Origin of the sequence: Kluyvera sp. NPDC087067 (assembly GCF_044745165.1) — a bacterium.
Classification (GTDB): Bacteria; Pseudomonadota; Gammaproteobacteria; order Enterobacterales; family Enterobacteriaceae; genus Kluyvera.
In genome coordinates, this window is sequence record NZ_JBIUZS010000011.1 from 61,771 (window position 1) to 82,785 (window position 21,015).

16 protein-coding genes are annotated in these 21,015 nt (G+C 53.6%); 10 read left to right on the plus strand and 6 right to left on the minus strand.

Annotated features, from left to right (window positions below; genetic code table 11):
- Positions 1 to 187: 187 nt before the first annotated feature.
- Both ACIPDS_RS20665 and ACIPDS_RS20670 read left to right on the plus strand, forming a co-directional pair.
- Complete coding sequence (locus ACIPDS_RS20665; RefSeq protein WP_400739948.1) at positions 188 to 868, plus strand: oligogalacturonate-specific porin KdgM family protein; 681 nt, start codon at positions 188 to 190, stop codon at positions 866 to 868.
- 92 nt (positions 869 to 960) lie between these two features.
- A complete protein-coding gene (locus ACIPDS_RS20670; protein WP_400739951.1) occupies positions 961 to 2,385 on the plus strand; it encodes an MFS transporter in 1,425 nt (474 codons plus the stop codon).
- Between the two features lie 324 nt (positions 2,386 to 2,709).
- Here the strand turns inward: ACIPDS_RS20670 and ACIPDS_RS20675 are convergent, their stop codons facing one another.
- The gene (locus ACIPDS_RS20675; protein WP_400739954.1) at positions 2,710 to 3,705 is read right to left on the minus strand and encodes a LacI family DNA-binding transcriptional regulator; all 996 of its coding nucleotides are present in this window, start codon (positions 3,703 to 3,705) and stop codon (positions 2,710 to 2,712) included.
- A gap of 228 nt (positions 3,706 to 3,933) precedes the next feature.
- On the opposite strand from ACIPDS_RS20675, the gene ACIPDS_RS20680 reads away from it, so the two are divergent.
- The 3 genes from ACIPDS_RS20680 to ACIPDS_RS20690 are packed head-to-tail and all read left to right on the plus strand — an operon-like array spanning position 3,934 to position 7,588.
- Entirely contained in the window at positions 3,934 to 5,175 is a 1,242-nt protein-coding gene (locus tag ACIPDS_RS20680) for an MFS transporter (RefSeq protein ID WP_400739957.1), read from the plus strand.
- Positions 5,176 to 5,191: 16 nt separating this feature from the next.
- A complete protein-coding gene (locus ACIPDS_RS20685) occupies positions 5,192 to 6,628 on the plus strand; it encodes a glycoside hydrolase family 32 protein (RefSeq protein WP_400739959.1) in 1,437 nt (478 codons plus the stop codon).
- A 15-nt stretch (positions 6,629 to 6,643) separates the two neighbouring features.
- Positions 6,644 to 7,588, plus strand: coding sequence for an aminoimidazole riboside kinase (locus tag ACIPDS_RS20690; RefSeq protein WP_400739961.1), 945 nt, complete (start codon positions 6,644 to 6,646; stop codon positions 7,586 to 7,588).
- 93 nt (positions 7,589 to 7,681) lie between these two features.
- On the opposite strand, the gene metJ is transcribed toward ACIPDS_RS20690, so the two are convergent.
- Positions 7,682 to 7,999, minus strand: coding sequence for a met regulon transcriptional regulator MetJ (gene metJ / locus ACIPDS_RS20695; protein ID WP_012907792.1), 318 nt, complete (start codon positions 7,997 to 7,999; stop codon positions 7,682 to 7,684).
- A 259-nt stretch (positions 8,000 to 8,258) separates the two neighbouring features.
- Between metJ and metB the strand changes: the two genes are divergently transcribed.
- Both metB and ACIPDS_RS20705 read left to right on the plus strand, forming a co-directional pair.
- Positions 8,259 to 9,419, plus strand: a complete 1,161-nt coding sequence (gene metB / locus ACIPDS_RS20700; protein WP_166517122.1) for a cystathionine gamma-synthase — start codon at positions 8,259 to 8,261, stop codon at positions 9,417 to 9,419.
- A 2-nt stretch (positions 9,420 to 9,421) separates the two neighbouring features.
- Complete coding sequence (locus tag ACIPDS_RS20705) at positions 9,422 to 11,854, plus strand: bifunctional aspartate kinase/homoserine dehydrogenase II (RefSeq protein ID WP_400739965.1); 2,433 nt, start codon at positions 9,422 to 9,424, stop codon at positions 11,852 to 11,854.
- A 97-nt stretch (positions 11,855 to 11,951) separates the two neighbouring features.
- Here ACIPDS_RS20705 and ACIPDS_RS20710 read toward each other — a convergent pair whose 3' ends face one another.
- Complete coding sequence (locus ACIPDS_RS20710) at positions 11,952 to 12,323, minus strand: carboxymuconolactone decarboxylase family protein (RefSeq protein ID WP_400739968.1); 372 nt, start codon at positions 12,321 to 12,323, stop codon at positions 11,952 to 11,954.
- A gap of 89 nt (positions 12,324 to 12,412) precedes the next feature.
- Between ACIPDS_RS20710 and ACIPDS_RS20715 the strand changes: the two genes are divergently transcribed.
- The gene (locus ACIPDS_RS20715) at positions 12,413 to 13,297 is read left to right on the plus strand and encodes a LysR family transcriptional regulator (protein WP_400739971.1); all 885 of its coding nucleotides are present in this window, start codon (positions 12,413 to 12,415) and stop codon (positions 13,295 to 13,297) included.
- Here ACIPDS_RS20715 and malI read toward each other — a convergent pair.
- Complete coding sequence (malI, locus tag ACIPDS_RS20720) at positions 13,294 to 14,310, minus strand: Mal regulon transcriptional regulator MalI (RefSeq protein ID WP_400739973.1); 1,017 nt, start codon at positions 14,308 to 14,310, stop codon at positions 13,294 to 13,296. The genes ACIPDS_RS20715 and malI overlap by 4 nt on opposite strands.
- 90 nt (positions 14,311 to 14,400) lie before the next feature.
- Complete coding sequence (locus ACIPDS_RS20725) at positions 14,401 to 15,900, minus strand: PTS transporter subunit EIIC (protein WP_166517127.1); 1,500 nt, start codon at positions 15,898 to 15,900, stop codon at positions 14,401 to 14,403.
- Positions 15,901 to 16,307: 407 nt separating this feature from the next.
- Here ACIPDS_RS20725 and metF point away from each other — a divergent pair, with 407 nt between their 5' ends.
- Positions 16,308 to 17,192 (plus strand): methylenetetrahydrofolate reductase, encoded by an 885-nt coding sequence (gene metF / locus ACIPDS_RS20730; RefSeq protein ID WP_166517128.1) that lies wholly within the window; start codon positions 16,308 to 16,310, stop codon positions 17,190 to 17,192.
- Between the two features lie 315 nt (positions 17,193 to 17,507).
- Complete coding sequence (gene katG / locus ACIPDS_RS20735; protein ID WP_400739978.1) at positions 17,508 to 19,682, plus strand: catalase/peroxidase HPI; 2,175 nt, start codon at positions 17,508 to 17,510, stop codon at positions 19,680 to 19,682.
- Positions 19,683 to 19,906: 224 nt separating this feature from the next.
- Here the strand turns inward: katG and ACIPDS_RS20740 are convergent, their stop codons facing one another.
- Positions 19,907 to 21,010, minus strand: coding sequence for a glycerol dehydrogenase (locus tag ACIPDS_RS20740; RefSeq protein WP_400739981.1), 1,104 nt, complete (start codon positions 21,008 to 21,010; stop codon positions 19,907 to 19,909).
- Between the last annotated feature and the right edge of the window lie 5 nt (positions 21,011 to 21,015).

The window sequence follows — 21,015 nt, forward strand, 5'->3', positions numbered from 1 at the left end:
CGTAATCTTCTATATCTTGTGAATTTTGCCATTTTATTCTGCCTTTTGGCAGAAACAAAAAGGTTATTAAATGCATGCTCAAATAAGATTTCAGCGTAATTCATAATTACTACTACATTCCTTTTGCATTTTGCCTTTAAAGCGGGTGTGAATGGATTTAATGCTGATGTTTTTAAGAGTGATTGCTATGAAAATAAAATATGCCTTATTACTGCTTCCATTATTATGCGGCGCGGCTCATGCGGGATATGTCGACTACCGTCATGAATACTATGACGATGGTCGTAACTATGATCGTGTCTATATGTCGAACCGTTTTGCCACCGGTTTTGGCGTCGCGGTTGAAGCGGTTTCCCGTTCCGACGATAAAGAGTCGAATCATGCCCTGAACAATATGGAATCGAACAGCGCAGAGTATACGGCGAGCTATCAGTTTGAATGGCAAGGTTTTATTTGGCAGCCCGGTATCGCCGTTGAAACGGGCGACGACATGGCAATCTACAAGCCCTATATTCGCGTGCAATATAACATTAATGACAACTGGTGGACTGCCTTCCGCTATCGTACCGAGTATGCCCGTCGCAACGGTGATGGACGAGACGACCGTACCGTTTATCGCCCTGAAGTATGGCTGGGCTATAATCTGAATAACTGGATGTTCGAATTAAACGGCATTTATAAAATTGCGGACAGCGAGAATCTCTACAATAACGATAAAGAAGACTACGAATATAACTTCCGCGTCGCTTATAACATCAATTCCTGGGTGCCTTTCTTCGAAATTGGTAACGTTTCTTCGGGTTATAACACCACGACCACAGACGATCGCCAGACGCGTTATCGTATTGGTCTGGGTTATAACTTCTAAGGGCTAATCGCCATTATATCTTCGTTTTATTCATTTGCATTTTGGGATGTGCACATAATTTTCATGAATAATGTGTATAAGGAATTGACGTTATGTCTAATAATGGAACTATCACCGGAAGCAATAATGGCAATGCCATCAGGCCTTTCGGATTTAGAGATAAAATTGGCTATTTGTGTGGCGACCTGGGAACCTGTTTTATCTTAGGTCTGGTAAACAGTTTTTTAATGATTTACTACACCAACGTACTCGGTGTTTCTGGCGTGATTGTGGGCTCACTGTACTTTGTGACAAAACTCTTTGATGCGTTTGTTGATGTGGGCGTAGGGCGCTTATGCGATACCTCTAAACTCACGGCGCATGGGCGTTTTAACCCCTGGGTGCGCCGCATGAAGTATCCGTTTTGTATTATTGCAGTGGTCTTGTTCCTGCCGTTTGTGAATGACTTTTCTTATACGGCAAAAATTATCTATATCTGCTGCTCCTATTTTATTTACGGTTCACTACTATCGACCGTGAGCATTCCTTATGGCGCTATGTCTGCGGCGATTAGCTCTAATCCAGAAGATCGTGTATCGCTGTCAACTTACCGCAGCGTTGGTTCAGCCATCGGCGGCGGCGCAACCGGCTTTTTCATTCCTATCCTGATGTACACCACGTTGGTGGACGGCAGCCAGGTTATCTCCGGGCAGCATTTCTTCTGGATTGCTATCGGCTGCGCGGTGTTGGGTTTTATCTTTTTAAGTTTGACCTGTCAGTTAACGACGGAACGCGTGCGCGTCGAGAGAAAAGAGAGCATGCCCGTTTCGGTGCTGCTGAAAGGACTACTACGCAATAAAGCGCTGATTGTTTTAGTCGTTGTGGATTTACTGATCGTGATTAACCAGGGGTTGTCTGGCACCAACATGACCTATCTGTTTAATGACTATTTCCACAATAAAGAAGCCATGTCCGTCGCGTTGCTGTTTACCTTTGGCTCTCTGGTGTTACTGGCGCCGTCAGCGTCATGGCTCACGAGTCGGTTTGGGAAGAAAGAAGCCAGCGTAGGCGCGCTGCTGTTTGCGGTGGTGATGTATGTGATTATGTACTTCGTCCACATTACGGATGCGAAAGTCTATCTGGTGTTCTTGTTCCTGGCGACGCTCGGGGCGGGGCTATTCAACCTGATGATTTGGGCGTTTATGACCGATGTTTGTGACTATCACCAGTATGTCACCGGCGATCGTGAAGATGGCACGGTTTATGGCGTGAACTTCTTTGCCCGCAAGATTGGCCAGGCGTGCGCGGGCGCTATCGGCGGCTTTATGCTGGCGATTATTGGTTACCAATCTTCATCAACGGGGGGCGCTGTGCAAACCAGCATTGTGCGGGAAAATATCTACACGATGGCGAACCTTTTGCCCGCATTGTGTCTGTTCCTTGCGGCGATCATTTTGATTTATTTCTATCCGCTCAACCGCAAAGAAACGCTGAAAATGGAAGAGACGCTGAATAAATTCAACGGTATCAGCAAGTAACGCTATAGACAGGTGACGCTCTGAAGTAAAGGGCGCGTTGAGAGGAGGCGGGAGCAATCTTGCCTCCTCTTATTTTTGGGTCTTAGATCGGGAGAAGATTTTTTGTGATACGCATCACAAAAATATTGCATGCCGTTGGGGATAAGATTATTATTTGCCCATCAAACGACCACAAAATAACTATGGGTAAAGGTGTGACTATGCTGACCGCAATCAAAAACGTTTTTGTTTCTTACCTGATCTCAATGTCTGAGCTGCACCCGGAAGTGACTCGCTTCTAACTAATCAAAAAATTTCAGAAAACCGCTTTTTTAAGCGGTTTTTTTATATCGATTTTCCGGGTAGCCATGGACTTTCGACGCGAACGGTATCCCGATGATTTTCCCCGTTAATGATGTGAAGGGCGCTGAGTCGGCCAATTTCATAATGGGGCAATTGCACCGTTGAAAGCGGTGGAAGGAACAGATCGCCGATACCGATCATATGGTCGTAACCCAGTACGGCAATATCTTCGGGGATGCGTAGCCCCTGCGCGAGCAACGTCTGATAAACCATAAAGGCAATACGGTCGTTGCCGCAGATAATGGAATCAAACTGGGGTTTACCCTGCGGCATCTGCGCCAGAACGCTGGCTGGAATATCGCGATAATGTTCGTCACCGTACTCCATGTAGATGTGCGTTAGCGTCTCTGGGTTGATGCCCATTTCCCGGCAGGCGCGTTCCAGACCGTGGCGGCGGCGAATAGTTGCCAGATGATTTTGTGGCAGATGCAGACACAGTGGGCGTGTGTATCCTGCCATCAGCAGGCCTTTTACCGCCGTATACTGACCACGCTCATCATCAGGAATAAAACTCGCAACCGGGTGGTGCATACTTTCGCAATTCGCCAGCACGCAAGGTAAGGTCAGCAGCTTGGCGGGGACCGGAACCTGGCGCAGCCCCATGGTGGTATAAATGATACCTGCTGGGCGGTGGGATAAAAGCAGGTCAACGATGGCCTCCGGGCTGTCATCAGAAAACATATTCACCACAAAGCTATTCCAGCCGTGGGCGCGTGCAGTTTCCTCGATTGACAATGTAATCTCGACTGAAAATGGTGTGGTCACCGTATCAAGTGCCAGTACGCCAATGGTCTTCGCTGTATCATGCGCGCCGCGTATTTTTTTGGCGGAAAGATCCGGGACGTAGTTAGTCTGAGCAATAGCCGCCTGCACGCGAGCGAGCGTTTCCGGTTTTAACCGTTCCGGGCTGTTCAGCGCGCGTGAAACCGTCATTAGAGAGACGTTTGCCAGCTTTGCCACATCTTTCAGGGATGCCATTTTCTAACTCCACCGTTGCAACGGAACAACTCACTCATTGAGGTTAAAGGGCGCGCTAGTCTAGCGTACTCTGCATGGCTGCCATGATATCAAATAGTTGATCTCTGTCTTATTTTTATTATGTTAACGTTAACTTTTGTGATTAACATCGGATCTCTGGGCAAAAGCGTGTGATGCATAATTTATGTTAACGTTATCATCGTGGCGTTAATCCACGATGAGATTGCCATGATGAAAGAACATCACTCTCGCAGTTACCTGTTACTCAGTGCCTTACTGTTTTTCTTTTTTGTCACCTGGTCCTCTTCAGGCTCATTGCTTTCTATCTGGCTCCACCAGGAGGTGGGACTAAAACCCGGAGATACCGGAATAATTTATGCTGTGCTGTCCGTTTCGGCACTGTTTGCACAGATTTGTTACGGCTTTATCCAGGACCGACTGGGTCTGCGTAAAAATCTGCTTTGGTACATCACCATCCTGCTTATCCTCTCGGGGCCAGCCTATTTGTTGTTTGGATATTTGCTCAAACAGAATATTTTGCTCGGCAGTTTATTTGGCGGCATCTATATCGGGCTGACCTTTAACGGCGGGATCGGCGTACTGGAGTCGTACACCGAGCGCGTTGCGCGGCAGACTCACTTTGAATTTGGTAAAGCACGTATGTGGGGCTCGCTGGGATGGGCTGTTGCGACGTTTTTTGCCGGTCTACTGTTTAATATCAACCCTAAACTTAACTTTGCCGTCGCCACGTGTTCCGGGCTGGTGTTTTTTGGTTTACTGATGCGTCTTCGTGTCTTAACTGACCCACAAACTCTGGTTACAGAGGGAGCTGAGGCCAAAGTTAAGCTTGCGGATGCGCTGCGTTTGCTGGTTCTGCCACGCTTCTGGGCGCTGGTTTTTTTTGTTGTCGGGACCTGTATTTACAGCGTCTACGATCAGCAGTTTCCCATCTATTTCTCATCGCAGTTCCCGACGTTGCAGGAAGGAAATGCAATGTACGGTTACCTCAATTCGTTCCAGGTTTTCCTTGAAGCTGCTGGTATGTTTTGTGCCCCGTGGCTGGTTAACCGCATTGGCGCGAAAAATGGCCTGATATTTGCCGGTATGGTGATGGCGCTGCGGATGGTGGCCTCTGGACTTGTAGAGGGGCCGCTGTTGATCTCAATAACCAAACTGCTGCACGGTATCGAACTCCCTGTTTTGCTCGTCTCCATTTTCAAATACAACAGCGCGCATTTTGATAAGCGTCTGTCTTCCACGCTTTATCTGGTCGGATTCGCTTGCACCAGCTCAATTATTGCGACCGTCCTATCTCCTCTCGCAGGCTATAGCTATGAAAAATATGGCTTCGCTGAGTCCTATCTTTTTATGGGAGCGCTGGTGTTCTGCACGACCTTTATTTCCATTTTCCTATTACGCGCCAGTAAGCCAGCCTCCGCTCCGCTGCTGCCGCAATCTTCTGCTGTCTGAACAAAGAGTGAATCCTATGACTTTTTCCATTGCCCAAGCTGAACAGGAATTACAGGCTCGGCGTGCGGCGCTAAACCCGCGCTGGTATCCACATTATCATCTTGCTGCTCAGGCAGGCTGGATGAACGATCCCAACGGGCTAGTCTGGTTTGACGGTTGGTATCATGCGTTTTATCAGCATCATCCCTACTCCACGCAGTGGGGGCCGATGCACTGGGGGCATGCCCGTAGCCGCGATCTCGTGCATTGGGAGCATTTGCCCGTGGCATTGGCCCCGGAAGGGCCAGAGGATAAAGACGGCTGCTTTTCCGGTTCCGCCGTGGTGGATGGCGACACGCTAGCACTTCTCTATACCGGGCATAAGTTTCATGGCGACTCCAGTAGTGATGACAATCTCTACCAGGTGCAGTGCCTGGCGACCAGCCGCGACGGTATCCATTTTGAACGCCAGGGGCAGGTGATTGATACGCCTGCCGGTTTGCATCATTTCCGCGATCCAAAAGTATGGCGAGAAGGTGATTATTGGTATGTGGTCATCGGCGCGCGCGTGGGCGACACGGGGCAGGTACGTTTATATCGTTCCCGTGACCTTCGTGAGTGGCAGGATGAAGGGCTGCTGGCTGAGGCGAAAGAGGGGGCGGGCTACATGTGGGAGTGCCCGGATTTCTTCAGGTTAAATGGAAAGTGGATATTGATGTTTTCCCCGCAAGGAATGGCTGCCCAAGGCTATCACAACCGTAACCTGTTCCAGAGCGGCTACTTAATTGGCGACTGGCAGCCGGGACAACCTTTTGTGCCTGAAGGGGAATTTGTGGAGATGGATCACGGCCACGATTTTTACGCCCCGCAGAGTTTCCTGACGCCGGATGGTCGCCGCATTGTGATGGGCTGGATGGACATGTGGGAATCACCGATGCCGGAACAGCAGGACGGCTGGGCGGGGATGCTCACTCTGCCTCGCGAGATTCGCTTGGGTGATGATAATCGTCTGAGAATGACACCGGCCAAAGAAATGGCGGCGTTACGCGGCAGCTATTATCCGTTACTGGCGCAACAGTTAAAGAACCAATCATCACCGATTGTTGAGGATGCGCAAGTCATTGAATTGGATCTGGTGTGGGATATCCACAGCGCAACGGCTGAATGCTACGGGATCGCTTTAGGGGCCGGTTTGCGGGTCTTTGTTGATGCTCAGGCGCAGCGATTGGTACTTGAGCGGCGTTATCCAGAGTTTGCGCTGGAGGGAAGCCGCAGCGTAGCGCTACCTGAAGGCAACCGCCTCTCGTTGCGTATTTTCATCGATAGGTCTTCTGTCGAGGTGTTCGTTAATGAGGGGGAAGCCTGCTTAAGCAGCCGTATCTATCCGCAAGAAGCGCAGCGCCAGCTTTGCGTCTTCGCCAGCCATGGCAGCGCGACGTTGAGCTCTGGTGGCTATTGGCCTTTGGATCAATAACGAGGAACGGCAACGATGAATATCTGGGCGTTAGGTGATGCGGTGGTCGATCTTCTCCCTTTATCGGAGAAGCAGTATGAGGTCTGCCCCGGCGGTGCGCCGCTGAATGTGGCCGTTGGCGCGGCGCGATTAGGATGTCGCAGTGGTTTTATTGGTCGGGTGGGCGACGATCCCTTTGGTCATCTTTTACAGCAGACGCTAGTCACATATGGCGTCAATGTTGAGGCGCTGGAACGAGATAGCCTGCATCGCACCAGCACTGTTGTGGTTTCGCTGGGAAAAGGAGGGGAACGAGATTTTACCTTTCTGGTAAGCCCGTCAGCCGATCAGTTTCTCTCGGTACAGGCGCTGCCAGCATTCGGGGCGGATATTTTACATTTCTGCTCATTGGCGCTGGTAGCACCGGTTTGCCGCGATACCCTGGCACAGGCGGCGGTACGTGTTAAACAACACCAGGGCCTACTGAGTTTTGATGTCAATCTTCGGGCACAAATGTGGCCGGAGCCGGAAATCATGCTGGAAACGGTACGGCAGTTTGCTTTGCAGGCCGATATCCTCAAGCTGTCTGAAGAAGAGTGGTACTGGCTTACCCAGACGCAGGATTTTAGTCACGCCACTGCGGCAATTGCCGCCTATCCTGCAAGGCTCAAAGTGATCACTTACGGTGCTCAGGGGGCAATGGTGTTATGGCAGGATCAGGTTATCCATTTTAATGGCTATACCGTAGAGAGTGTTGATACGACGGGCGCTGGCGACGCGTTTATGGCTGGACTGTTGGCGAGCATTGCACAATATGGATTACCCGCCAGTTTCCCCATGCTTCACGCCGCTATTGCACAAGCAAGCGCCTGCGGGGCATTGGCAACAACGCAAAAGGGGGCGCTCACCGCGGTGCCTGATAACGCGACAATGGCACAGTTTCTTGCCGTCCACCCGCTACCGGAGTATGAGATAAAATAGTCAACGCCGGATCCCGGATTTGCCGCCCGGTATCCGGCAGTGCTTTCATGCTGGCAATCAATGCTTTCTATTCGTGCGCCGCTTTCTTAACGATCAGTATTCCCACGTCTCCGGGTCAATCCCCAGCTCACGCATAATTTCTTTCGCCGCTTCCGGGATTTCATCGCTGCGCTCTTTGCGCAGGTCTTCATCGTTCGGCAGTGGTTGACCGGTAAATGCATGCAGGAACGCTTCACACAGCAATTCGCTGTTGGTGGCGTGACGCAGGTTATTCACCTGACGACGCGTGCGTTCATCGGTGAGGATCTTCAACACCTTCAGAGGAATGGAAACCGTAATTTTTTTTACTTGCTCACTCTTCTTACCGTGCTCAGCGTATGGGCTGATATATTCGCCGCTCCATTCAGCCATGAGATACCTTTAATCCTCTAGTCATTAGTTAACAGGCCGGTTGACGACCATGATCGCGCGCAGTTTACCGTACGGGCCCCGTTCTGGCACGGGTTTAGCCACCGCAAATGTGCGCTAATGCATATAATTTTAACGGCTATTTGCCAATAGCTCAATCTATACGCAAAGAAGTTTAGATGTCTAGATGTATTGACGGCTATGTAAACAATGTTTACTCTGGAGTCTGACTTTTCACAGACCTTGCCAGGAACGAATCCTCATGACCCGTAAACAGGCCACCATCGCAGTGCGTAGCGGTTTAAATGACGACGAGCAGTATGGTTGTGTTGTCCCGCCTATCCATCTTTCCAGCACCTACAACTTTACCGGTTTTAACGAGCCGCGTGCGCATGACTACTCTCGTCGCGGTAACCCGACGCGTGATGTGGTTCAGCGGGCGCTGGCCGAGCTGGAAGGCGGCGCGGGCGCGGTGATGACCAATACCGGCATGTCGGCGATTCACCTGGTGACGACCGTTTTCTTAAAGCCGGGAGACCTGCTGGTGGCGCCACACGACTGTTACGGCGGCAGCTACCGTCTGTTCGATAGCCTGGCAAAACGCGGCTGTTATCGCGTGCTTTTTGTCGATCAGGGCAATGATGAAGCGTTGAAAGCGGCGCTGGCGGAAAAACCGAAACTGGTGCTGGTAGAAAGTCCAAGCAACCCATTGTTACGCGTGGTCGATATTGCGAAAATCTGTCAGCTGGCACGGGAAGCCGGTGCGGTGAGCGTAGTCGATAACACCTTCCTGAGCCCGGCGCTGCAAAACCCGCTGGCGTTAGGGGCGGATCTGGTGCTGCACTCGTGCACCAAATACCTGAACGGTCACTCTGACGTAGTGGCGGGCGTGGTGATTGCCAAAGATCCTGAAACCGTCACAGAACTGGCATGGTGGGCGAATAATATCGGCGTCACCGGCAGCGCGTTCGACAGCTACCTGCTGCTGCGCGGCCTGCGCACGCTCTCTCCGCGGATGGAAGTGGCGCAGCGTAACGCCTATGCGATTGTCGACTTCCTGAAAACACAGCCGCTGGTAAAAAAACTGTATCATCCTTCTCTGCCGGAAAATCAGGGGCATGAAATTGCGGCCCGTCAGCAGAAAGGTTTTGGCGCCATGCTGAGCTTTGAGCTGGGCGGCGACGAACAAACGCTGCGCCGCTTCCTGAGCGGTCTGTCGCTATTCACCCTGGCGGAATCGCTGGGTGGCGTTGAGAGCCTGATCTCTCACGCGGCAACCATGACGCATGCGGGCATGGCACCTGAAGCGCGCGCTGCCGCAGGCATTTCTGAGACGCTATTGCGCATCTCAACCGGTATTGAAGATAGTGAAGACTTAATTGCCGATCTGGAAAATGGATTCCGGATCGCAGCCGAGGGGTAAACATGAGTGTGATTGCGCAGGCAGGGGCGAAAGAACGTCAGCTGCATAAATTTGGTGGCAGTAGTCTGGCTGACGTGAAGTGTTACCTGCGTGTTGTCGGCATTATGGCTGAGTACTCGCAGCCCGGCGATATGATGGTGGTTTCCGCAGCCGGTAGCACCACTAACCAGCTGATCAGCTGGCTGAAGCTCAGCCAGACCGATCGCCTCTCTGCGCATCAGGTTCAGCAGTCCTTGCGCCGTTATCAGACTGATTTGATTAGCGGCCTGCTGCCTGCCGAAATCGCTGATGGCATAATTGCCGATTTTATCCACGACCTCGAGCGTCTGGCCGGTTTATTAGATGCGGGCGTGGACGACGCGGTGTACGCCGAAGTGGTGGGCCACGGGGAAGTGTGGTCGGCGCGCTTGATGGCGGAAGTGCTGAAGCTGCAAGGTCTGGATGCCGCCTGGCTGGATGCGCGCGCCTTTTTACGCGCTGAGCGTAGCGCACAGCCGCAGGTGGATGAAGGTTTATCCTACCCACTGCTGCAACAGCTGCTGGCGCAGCATCCGGGAAAACGCCTGGTGGTGACCGGTTTTATCTGCCGCAACAATGCGGGCGAAACCGTTCTGCTGGGCCGTAACGGTTCGGACTACTCGGCCACCCAAATTGGCGCGCTGGCGGGCGTTTCCCGCGTCACTATCTGGAGTGATGTCGCCGGGGTATACAGCGCTGACCCGCGCAAAGTGAAAGATGCCTGTTTGCTGCCGCTGCTGCGTCTGGATGAAGCCAGTGAACTGGCGCGCCTCGCGGCTCCGGTTCTGCACGCCCGCACGTTGCAGCCGGTGTCCGGCAGCGATATCGACCTGCAATTACGCTGTAGCTATACGCCGGATCAGGGCTCGACGCGCATTGAGCGCGTTCTGGCATCCGGCACCGGCGCGCGTATCGTCACCAGTCATGATGACGTCTGCTTAATTGAGTTCCGCGTTCCCGCAAGCCAGGACTTTAAACTGGCGTACAAAGAAATTGACCAACTGCTCAAGCGCACCCAGATCCGCCCACTGGCGGTCGGCGTTCATACCGATCGCCAACTGCTGCAATTCTGCTATACCTCGGAAGTGGCCGACAGTGCGCTGAAAATTCTCGACGAGGCCGGTTTGCCGGGCGAACTGCGCCTGCGTCAGGGGCTGGCGCTGGTGGCGATGGTTGGTGCGGGCGTTGCCCGTAATCCGCTGCACTGCCACCGTTTCTGGCAGCAGTTGAAAGGTCAGCCGGTGGAATTCACCTGGCAGTCGGAAGAGGGTATCAGCCTGGTTGCCGTGCTGCGCGCAGGGCCGACGGAAAGTCTGATTCAGGGGCTACACCAGTCGCTGTTCCGCGCTGAAAAACGTATCGGCCTGGTACTGTTCGGCAAAGGCAATATTGGCTCCCGCTGGCTGGAGCTGTTTGCCCGCGAGCAGGGAACTCTCTCTGCCCGCACCGGGTTTGAGTTTGTGCTGGCAGGCGTGGTGGACAGTCGTCGCAGCCTGTTGAGCTATGAAGGGCTGGACGCCAGCCGCGCGCTGGCTTTCTTCGATGATGAAGCCATTGAACAAGATGAAGAGTCGCTGTTCCTGTGGATGCGCGCTCACCCATATGACGATTTAGTGGTGCTTGATGTGACAGCAAGCGAGCAGTTGGCCGATCAATATCTCGATTTTGCCAGCCACGGTTTCCACGTGATAAGCGCCAATAAACTGGCTGGCGCGAGCAGCAGCGATAAGTATCGTCAGATCCACGATGCGTTTGAGAAAACCGGCCGCCACTGGCTGTATAACGCCACCGTCGGCGCAGGTCTGCCGGTTAACCACACCGTGCGCGATCTTATCGACAGCGGCGACAGCATTCTGGCGATCAGCGGCATCTTCTCCGGCACGCTCTCCTGGCTATTCCTGCAATTCGACGGCAGCGTACCGTTTACCGACCTGGTCGATCAGGCCTGGCAGCAAGGGTTGACCGAACCTGACCCGCGCGTAGACCTTTCCGGCAAAGACGTGATGCGTAAACTGGTGATTCTGGCGCGTGAAGCGGGCTATGACATCGAGCCGGATCAGGTGCGCGTAGAATCGCTGGTGCCAGCACACTGCGAAGAAGGGTCTATCGACCACTTCTTTGAAAACGGCGATGAGCTGAATGAACAGATGATCCAGCGTCTGGAAGCCGCTCAGGAAATGGGGCTGGTGCTGCGCTACGTGGCGCGTTTCGATGCCAACGGCAAAGCGCGCGTGGGCGTGGAAGCGGTGCGTCAGGAGCATCCGCTGGCGGCGCTGCTGCCGTGCGATAACGTGTTTGCTATCGAAAGCCGCTGGTATCGCGATAACCCGCTGGTGATTCGTGGGCCTGGGGCTGGGCGCGACGTGACGGCTGGGGCGATTCAGTCGGATATTAATCGTCTGGCGCAGTTGCTGTAGGATTTGTTGCCGGATGGCGCTGCGCTTATCCGGCCTACGCGAAAGTATTAGCCGTTGTAGGCCGGATAAGATGCGTCAGCATCGCCATCCGGCAGCTTCACCCTTTCGCAAACACCTCTTTCGCCGCGAACAGTCCGTTAAGCGCTGCCGGGAACCCGGCATACACCACCATCTGCATGATCACTTCAATAATCTCGTCCTGAGTTAATCCCACATGGAGCGCGGCGGCAATGTGCACCTTCAACTGCGGCGCGGCGTTGCCCAATGCGGTGAGTGCGGCGACGGTGGCAATTTCGCGGCTGCGTAAGTCCAGACCCGGCCGGGCGTAGATATCGCCAAAGGGAAACTCGAGCAGGTAGCGTGCAAAGTCTGGCGCGATATCTTTCAGACTCTCGACGACCGCCTCTCCCCCTTTTCCATCAACCTGTTGCAGCATTTCCTGTCCGATAACATAGCGTTCTGAATGCATGATCATTTCCTCATCGATTGGCGGTATGGCGAGAGAATAGGCGGCGCAGAATGATTTGGATAATACCGATTCCGTGATACCTTTTCGGTATGACAACTTCCCCGCTTTACTCTCTGGATATTCGTCTGCTGCGCTACTTTGCGGTGGTGGCCCAGGAGAACAACATGAGCCGCGCGGCGCAGCGCCTGTTTATGTCCCAGCCGCCGCTCAGCCGCCATATTCGCCAGCTTGAAGAACGGCTGGGGGTAACGCTTTTTGTCCGTCATACCAAAGGGCTGACGCTCACGGATGAAGGGCAACGGGTGCTGGACATTATCGGGCCACTGCTGGCGCTACAGGATAAAACGTATGTCGCGTTGAGCGAGCTTGGGCAATCCGGTACCCATTCGCTGCGCTTTGGCCTGACCACGGCCTTTGAGCAGGGCGTTTTCAACTCGCTGGAAATGGAGCTTGAAGCGCGCGTCGGGGCGTTGAATATTGCGCGCCATGGTTCGCCTGAGCTGGTGCGTCAGGTGCGGCGTGGAAAACTCGATGCCGCGCTAGTCGCGCTGCCGCTGGAGACGCAAGGGCTTACCGTCATTCCGCTCGACCGCCAGGAGCCGCTCATCGCCGCTTTACCCGCCCACTGGCCGGAAGCGAAGGCCGATTCACTGACCCTCAACCTGCTTAACACTCGACCCTTGTTCTGGTTTAAGCGCGAGCGTAACCCGGCGTTTTTCGACTACACGCGGGATATTTTCCGCCGTGCAGGTTATTCGCCCAACTGCATTGAAGAGCCGCTGGAACATGATGTCCTGCTGGCACGGATTGCCCGTGGGGAGGGCGTGAGCCTGTTTCCGGCGTCGTTTGCCGCAATCCAGCGGCAGGGCGTGGTTTTTCGACCGCTGAACAATAGCTCGTTACGCGTGCAGTCTGGGCTGATCATGCTGGCGGATAATGAAACGCGGTTTGGCTGGTTGGCGAGCGTCGTCTAAGCCGATTCTCGCGTCACCAGCTGCCCGGAGAGGGTAATCGACTGGCATTCCAGCGTGGGTTCTTTGAGCTTACGAATGATGAGCGTTGCGGCCTGGCGTCCGGTCTCTTCACTGGCGGACGAAACGTAGCTAAAGGCTGGAGAGGTGAGGTTGATATGCAGCATATCCTCAAAGCCAATCAGCGCGACCTGCTGGGTCAGAAAAACGTCCTTCCCCACGGTGCGGCCCACTTTATGAATGCCATCAATGCAGCCAATCATCGCGTCTGGCGAATGACACAGCACGGCGGTGATGGCGTTATTGTTTTCCAGTAGCTGACGCGTAGCGATGCTGGCGGCGTGGGTGTCATCGCCGCAGGCTGGCGTGAATTCGTCGCGAGGCGTAATGCCATAGCGCGACAAGGTATTGCGAAACCCTACAAGCCGCTGCTGGCGAATCAGGTTGTTTTCCTGGCCGCCAAGATAGGCAATGTAGCGATGCCCGCGCTCAATAAGATAGCGTGTGGCCAGACTTGCTGCCTGCTGGTTATCGCGCAGAACAAGGTTGCAGGCTTCTTTGATTGGTGATTGCGACACCACCACCACCGGCATTGGGCACTGGCGAATTTGTGCCGGGAGCGTATCGCGGTTGACGTCGGAGGCCAGATAAATCACCCCGGCGACGCCCTGCTGCTTGAACGATAACAGGCAGCGTTCGAGATGCTCATGTTCATTGAGCGGCTGGCCAAGAAAGACCATAAAACCCTGCGACTCCAGCTCCTGAACAATGCTCGCCATCACCTTGATGGAAAAACTGTCGCTAAAATCGCGCAGGATCAGGCCAATCAGATTGGAGGTATTCGAACGCAGGTTGGCGGCGGCGATATTGTGGATATAGCCCAGTTCAGTGATGGCAGCCTGCACTTTCTCAATCGTCGCCTCAGAGATTTTGCCTTTCTGGCGAAGCACGAGTGACACGGTAGACACCGACACCCCCGCGCGTTTGGCGACATCAATTATGCTGACTTTCTTCAAAATCACTCCCTGAGCTGGCTCGATAATCCACTGAAAGCAAGAAGGTTCCCATCAGTGACGGGAACCTCCAACACGCCTGTAATCTTATGATTATTTGCCAATCATCGTCGACATGGTTTGCGCGATAAATTGCGCTCGCGCGCCAAATATCACCTGAATGCCGTTATCGCCGACGAAAACGACACCACGCGCGCCGATGTTGTTCAGACCATCCTTATCCACGACCTTTTTATCTTCGACTTCAAGACGCAGTCGCGTGATGCATGAACCAACGGAAGCAATATTCTGCTGACCTCCCAGCAGGCCGATGATGTCGGTCGCCAGTTCGGTATCGCTTTTGTCATTGGCGGTCACCGTCGTTTCTGTGCGGCCCGGCGTTTTCACGTCAAAGCGGCGGATCACAAAGCGGAAGGTGAAGTAGTAGATCAAGGCCATTGGCACGCCAACGATAATTGCGCTCAGGAAGTTGGTCTGGTAGCCGTTAAATGACGGCAGGATGCCAAACGAAATGTAATCGATAAGCCCAGCTGAGAACGACTTGGCGATATGGGCATGCAGCAGGTACATCGCCATATAGGAAAGGCCGGCCATAATCGCGTTGAAAACGTAGAGAATAGGCGCCACGAAGATAAAGGTAAATTCAACCGGCTCGGTGATGCCGGTCAGGAAGCAGGTCAGCGCGGCGGAGAACAGAATACCGGCGGCAATTTTCTTATTGCGGGTATGCGCTTCGTGATACATCGCAAGGCAGGCTGCTGGCAGCGCGAACAGCATCAGCGGGAACTCACCTTGCATAAACTTACCGGCATTCTGGTAAGAATCGCTGCTAAAGGATTTCACCCCTTCTTCCAGCATTTTGAACCAGATAGTCTGGTCGCCGTGGATCACCTGGCCTGCGTGAGTGGTGTAATCGCCGAACGAATACCAGAAGGATGGATACCAGATGTGGTGCAGGCCCAGCGGGATCAGCGCACGTTCAACCAGACCAAAAATAAAGGTTGAGGCGGCTTGGTTATCGCCGTTGATAATGACCGAAAGTGCGTCAATACCGGCCTGAATATGCTGCCAGATGTACGGCAGAATCAGCCCAAGCACAAACGACAGCAGCGCGGTGGCGATAGCAACAAAGCGCTTACCGGAGAAGAAGCCGAGGAACTCAGGCAATTGCAGTTTGTGGAAACGGTTATAGCACCATGCGGCCAGGATACCGCAAATCAGGCCGCCAAAGACGCCCATCTGCAAGGTAGGGATCCCCACCACCATGGCATATTTCCCGCCCTGGCTCGCCATTTCAGGGGTGATGCTCAACACGGTACTGATGGTGACGTTGGTGACGAAAACCGAGACGGCTGCCGATAATGCGGCAATGCCGGACTCTGACGCCAGACCCACCGCGGAACCGATGGCGAACAACATCGGCAGGTTATCGAAGATAATCCCGCCCGCGTTCATCATCAACGGAAGATGAAATTTATCCCCGAACGCCAGCAGCAGACCGGCCGCGGGCAGCAGCGAGATCGGCAGCATCAGTGCGCGACCAATCATCGACAGTTTAGAAAGCGATTTTATAAAGCTCGATATCAGACTCATACTGATTTCCCCCGAATAGCCGCCTCTTCGTGCGTGCTTTTTATAACCCTGTTTATGGTGAGTATAACGTTTTAGTAGAACGTTCTACTTATCGTGAAACAACCCATTAACGTCTGCAATAGAATTTTGTATGAGGGATAAGATGTTTGAGAGATATGCGATATACATCTCAAATTTAATTGCGTATAAAAAATGTGGTTATCTTCAGAGGGACGATCGTAAAAGGTGGGGAGTTGTATAAAACGTAGTCAGCTGAATTTTTTTCATCTTCGCTGAACATTACTCACTTTTTACGCCGATCTTTCTATTGACGACCGTCCCATTTTGGGGCATTTTTACATCCAGACGTCTAAACGGATAGATGTTCACAACACAACAATAATGACATGCGATTGATGAGGTAAGGTATGAGCTTTTTTCACGCCAACCAGCGGGAAGCGCTGAATCAGAGTCTGGCCGAAGTTGGGCAGATTAACGTTTCTTTTGAATTTTTCCCGCCGCGCACCAGTGAAATGGAGCAAACCCTGTGGAACTCAATCGATCGCCTAAGCAGCCTGAAGCCGAAATTTGTATCGGTCACCTACGGTGCAAATTCCGGTGAACGTGACCGTACGCACAGCATTATTAAAGGCATTAAAGACCGCACCGGTCTGGAAGCCGTTCCGCACCTGACCTGTATTGATGCCAGCCGCGATGAGCTGCGCGCTATCGCTCAGGACTACTGGAACAACGGTATTCGCCATATTGTGGCGCTGCGTGGTGATTTGCCGCCGGGCAGCGGTAAACCAGATATGTATGCCGCCGACCTGGTGACGCTGTTAAAAGACGTCGCGGATTTTGATATCTCCGTGGCCGCGTATCCAGAAGTGCACCCGGAAGCGAAAAGCGCCCAGGCTGACCTGCTCAACCTGAAACGCAAAGTGGATGCCGGGGCCAACCGCGCAATCACTCAATTCTTCTTCGATGTGGAAAGTTATCTGCGCTTTCGCGACCGCTGCGTAACCGCGGGCATTGATGTGGAGATTATCCCAGGCATTCTGCCGGTATCGAACTTCAAGCAGGCGAAGAAATTTGCCGACATGACCAACGTGCGCATTCCTTCCTGGATGTCGCAGATGTTCAACGGTCTGGATGATGATGCGGAAACCCGCAAGCTGGTGGGGGCGAATATCGCCATGGACATGGTTAAGATCCTCAGCCGCGAAGGAGTGAAAGATTTCCACTTCTACACTTTAAACCGCGCGGAAATGAGTTACGCCATCTGCCACACGCTGGGTGTGCGCCCGGCTTAATTGCTGCCACATCGCGATTAACTCTTGCCCTGTTTATGCAGGGCTTTTGCTTTATTGACGCCTTCATCAACGGTGCTATAGCCGCTTAGAACATAATAAATCCATTTATTCTATATGGATTTATTATTAATTCTCCCTGACGATCACAGCTATTTACCCTGCATTATGTAAGGATAAGGTGCGACCTACGTAGAAATTCCTCTCTGGCAAGGGAAAAATAAGAGGAATTAGCTATCAAATCCGTGGGTCATTTCAGCTATAACTTATCAGCGTGGGTGTATATCTTAATGATAAATACTGTAAGGGAGCATAGTGATGAGCACGCCAGACGATATCCAGAACGCAGGTAAATGTCCTTTCCACCACGGTGGTGGACACGATCAAAGCGCCGGCGCTGGCACCAGTACGAAAGACTGGTGGCCAAAGCAGTTGCGCGTTGACCTACTTAATCAGCACTCCAATCGATCCAACCCGCTGGGTGAGGATTTCGATTACCGCAAAGAATTCAGCAAACTAGACTACTCCGCGTTAAAAGGTGATATCCGCGCGCTGTTAACCGACTCCCAATCCTGGTGGCCTGCCGACTGGGGCAGCTATGTGGGGCTGTTTATCCGCATGGCGTGGCACGGTGCAGGAACCTACCGTTCAATGGACGGACGCGGTGGCGCAGGTCGCGGCCAGCAGCGTTTCGCCCCACTGAACTCCTGGCCGGATAACGTAAGCCTGGACAAGGCGCGTCGTCTGCTGTGGCCAATCAAGCAGAAATACGGCCAGAAAATCTCCTGGGCTGACCTGTACATCCTCGCCGGTAACGTGGCGCTGGAAAACTCTGGCTTCCGTACCTTTGGTTTCGGTGCCGGGCGTGAAGACGTCTGGGAACCGGATCTGGACGTTAACTGGGGTGATGAAAAAGCCTGGCTGGCGCACCGTGACCCGGAAGAGCTGGCGAAACGTCCGCTGGCTGCCACTGAAATGGGCCTAATCTATGTGAACCCGGAAGGGCCAAACGCCAGCGGTGAACCGCTGTCGGCGGCATCGGCGATTCGCGCCACCTTCGGCAATATGGGGATGGACGACGAAGAGACCGTCGCGCTTATCGCCGGCGGCCATACGCTGGGTAAAACCCACGGTGCCGCAGAAGCCACGCATGTGGCTGCCGATCCTGAAGCTGCGCCAATTGAGGCGATGGGCCTGGGTTGGGCAAACAGCTTCGGCAGCGGTGCGGGTGCGGATGCGATTACCTCCGGTCTGGAAGTGGTCTGGACGCAGACGCCTACTCAGTGGAGCAACTATTTCTTCGAGAACCTGTTTAAATACGAATGGGTGCAGACCCGCAGCCCGGCTGGCGCTATTCAGTTTGAAGCAGTTGACGCACCGGATCTGATCCCTGACCCGTTTGACCCTGAGAAAAAACGCAAGCCAACCATGCTGGTCACCGACCTGACGCTGCGTTTCGACCCAGAATTCGAGAAAATTTCTCGCCGCTTCCTCAACGATCCGCAGGCGTTTAATGAAGCCTTCGCTCGTGCCTGGTTCAAGTTGACCCACCGTGATATGGGGCCAAAAGCGCGTTACATTGGCCCGGAAGTGCCGAAAGAAGATCTGATTTGGCAGGATCCGCTGCCGCATCCATTCTTCCAGCCTACTGCCGAAGATATTGAAAGTCTGAAAGCGGATATCGCCGCATCCGGTCTTTCCGTAAGCGAACTGGTTTCCGTCGCCTGGGCGTCCGCCTCTACCTTCCGTGGTGGTGACAAACGTGGCGGCGCTAACGGTGCACGTCTGGCGCTGGCGCCGCAGAGAAGCTGGGACGTTAACGCCACAGCCGCTCGCGTATTGCCGGTGTTAGAAGGCATCTATAAGTCAGCGCACAAAGCCTCACTGGCGGATATTATCGTGCTGGCAGGCGTGGTGGGTGTCGAGAAGGCTGCGAAAGCGGCGGGCGTCATCGTCAACGTTCCATTTGCGCCGGGCCGCGTTGATGCGCGCCAGGATCAGACGGATATCGAGATGTTTGAGCTGCTCAAGCCAATTGCCGATGGGTTCCGTAACTATCGCGCGGCACCGGGTGAAGCGACCACCGAGTCCTTGCTTATCGATAAAGCACAGCTGCTGACGCTGACCGCGCCGGAAATGACGGTGCTGGTTGGTGGCCTGCGCGTATTAGGCGCGAACTTTGACGGAAGCCAGCACGGCGTACTGACCGACAACGTGGGCGTACTCAGCACTGATTTCTTCTCGAATCTGCTGGATATGCGCACCGAGTGGAAAGCGACGGATGCCACTTCTGAGCTGTTCGAAGGACGCGATCGCGTCAGCGGTGAGGTGAAATACACGGCGACGCGTGCGGATCTGGTGTTCGGTTCCAATGCGGTACTGCGTGCTCTGGCTGAGGTTTATGCCTCCAGCGATGCTAAAGAGAAGTTTGTCAGAGACTTCGTTGCGGCATGGGTGAAAGTGATGAACCTGGACCGTTTTGACCTGCTGTAAGGTGGGTTTAACGGTATAAAAAAATCCCCGCTATAGCGGGGATTTTTGTTTATGGGGTGCGGTGACGGAATGCCCCTCACCCCGGCCCTCTCCCCATAGGGGCGAGGGAGAACAGCACAAACCGTACTAAACGGTTCCTTCTCCCCAAAGGGGCGAGGGAGAACAGCACAAACCGTACTAAACGGTTCCCTCTCCCCTATGGGGAGAGGGTTAGGGTGAGGGGATTACTCCCACTCCTGCAAGAAACGCTGCCCATACTGATCGGCCACCAGCAGCGCCGCGTAAACACGGTCAGGATCTGCACCACTCGGCATGTTGTGAATTGTCTCACCTTCCGCGCAGGCCGCTTCCGCGACCAGGCGCATTTTTTCAGGAATATTTTCTTTGATATCCAGCTGCGCCAGGGTGATTGGCAGGCCAACGCTGTGACACAGGGCGGCAACGGTTTCAATTTCATCCACCGAGGCGTTTTCCAGCACCAGTTGCGTCAGCGTACCGAAAGCAACTTTTTCACCGTGATAGAAGTGGTGAGCATCCGGGATCGCCGTCATGCCATTGTGAATCGCATGTGCCGCCGCCAGGCCACCGCTTTCAAAGCCGACGCCGCTTAGATAGGTATTGGCTTCAATGACGCGTTCCAGCGCAGGGGTCACCACGTGTTGTTCGGCGGCCAGCATCGCTTTTTCGCCTTCTTCAATCAGCGTGTTGTAACACAGTTCAGCCAGCGCCAGCGCCGCTTGAGTGCATTGACCGCCTGCCATGGTGGTAGCCCCACTGCGCGAACAGGCGCGGGCTTCAAACCAGGTGGCTAAGGCATCGCCAATCCCGGCTGCCAGCAAACGCGCGGGCGCGCCAGCAACGATTTTAGTGTCGACGATAACCATATTGGGGTTATGCGGCAGCATCAGATAACGATCGAATTCGCCCTCGTCGGTGTAGAGCACGGACAGCGCGCTGCACGGCGCATCGGTGGAGGCGATGGTCGGCACAATAGCGACCGGGAGATTCATAAAGTGAGCCAGCGCTTTAGCGGTATCCAGCGTTTTCCCGCCGCCGATACCTAAAATAGCGCTGCATTTTGCACTGTTCGCCACGTCTTGCAGACGGTTGACTTCATTTTGCGAACATTCGCCGCCGAACGGCGCGATTTCTACTGACAGACCCGCCTCGGTCAGGCTTTTACGCAGCGTCTCCTCGGCAAAGCCGAGAACGAATTTATCGCCCACGACCAGCCAGCTGTTGGCCATGGGTTTTAAGTAGTCGCCAAGTCGCGTGATAACGTCTGCGCCCTGAATATACTTACCTGGTGATTGAATTATGCGATCCATACATT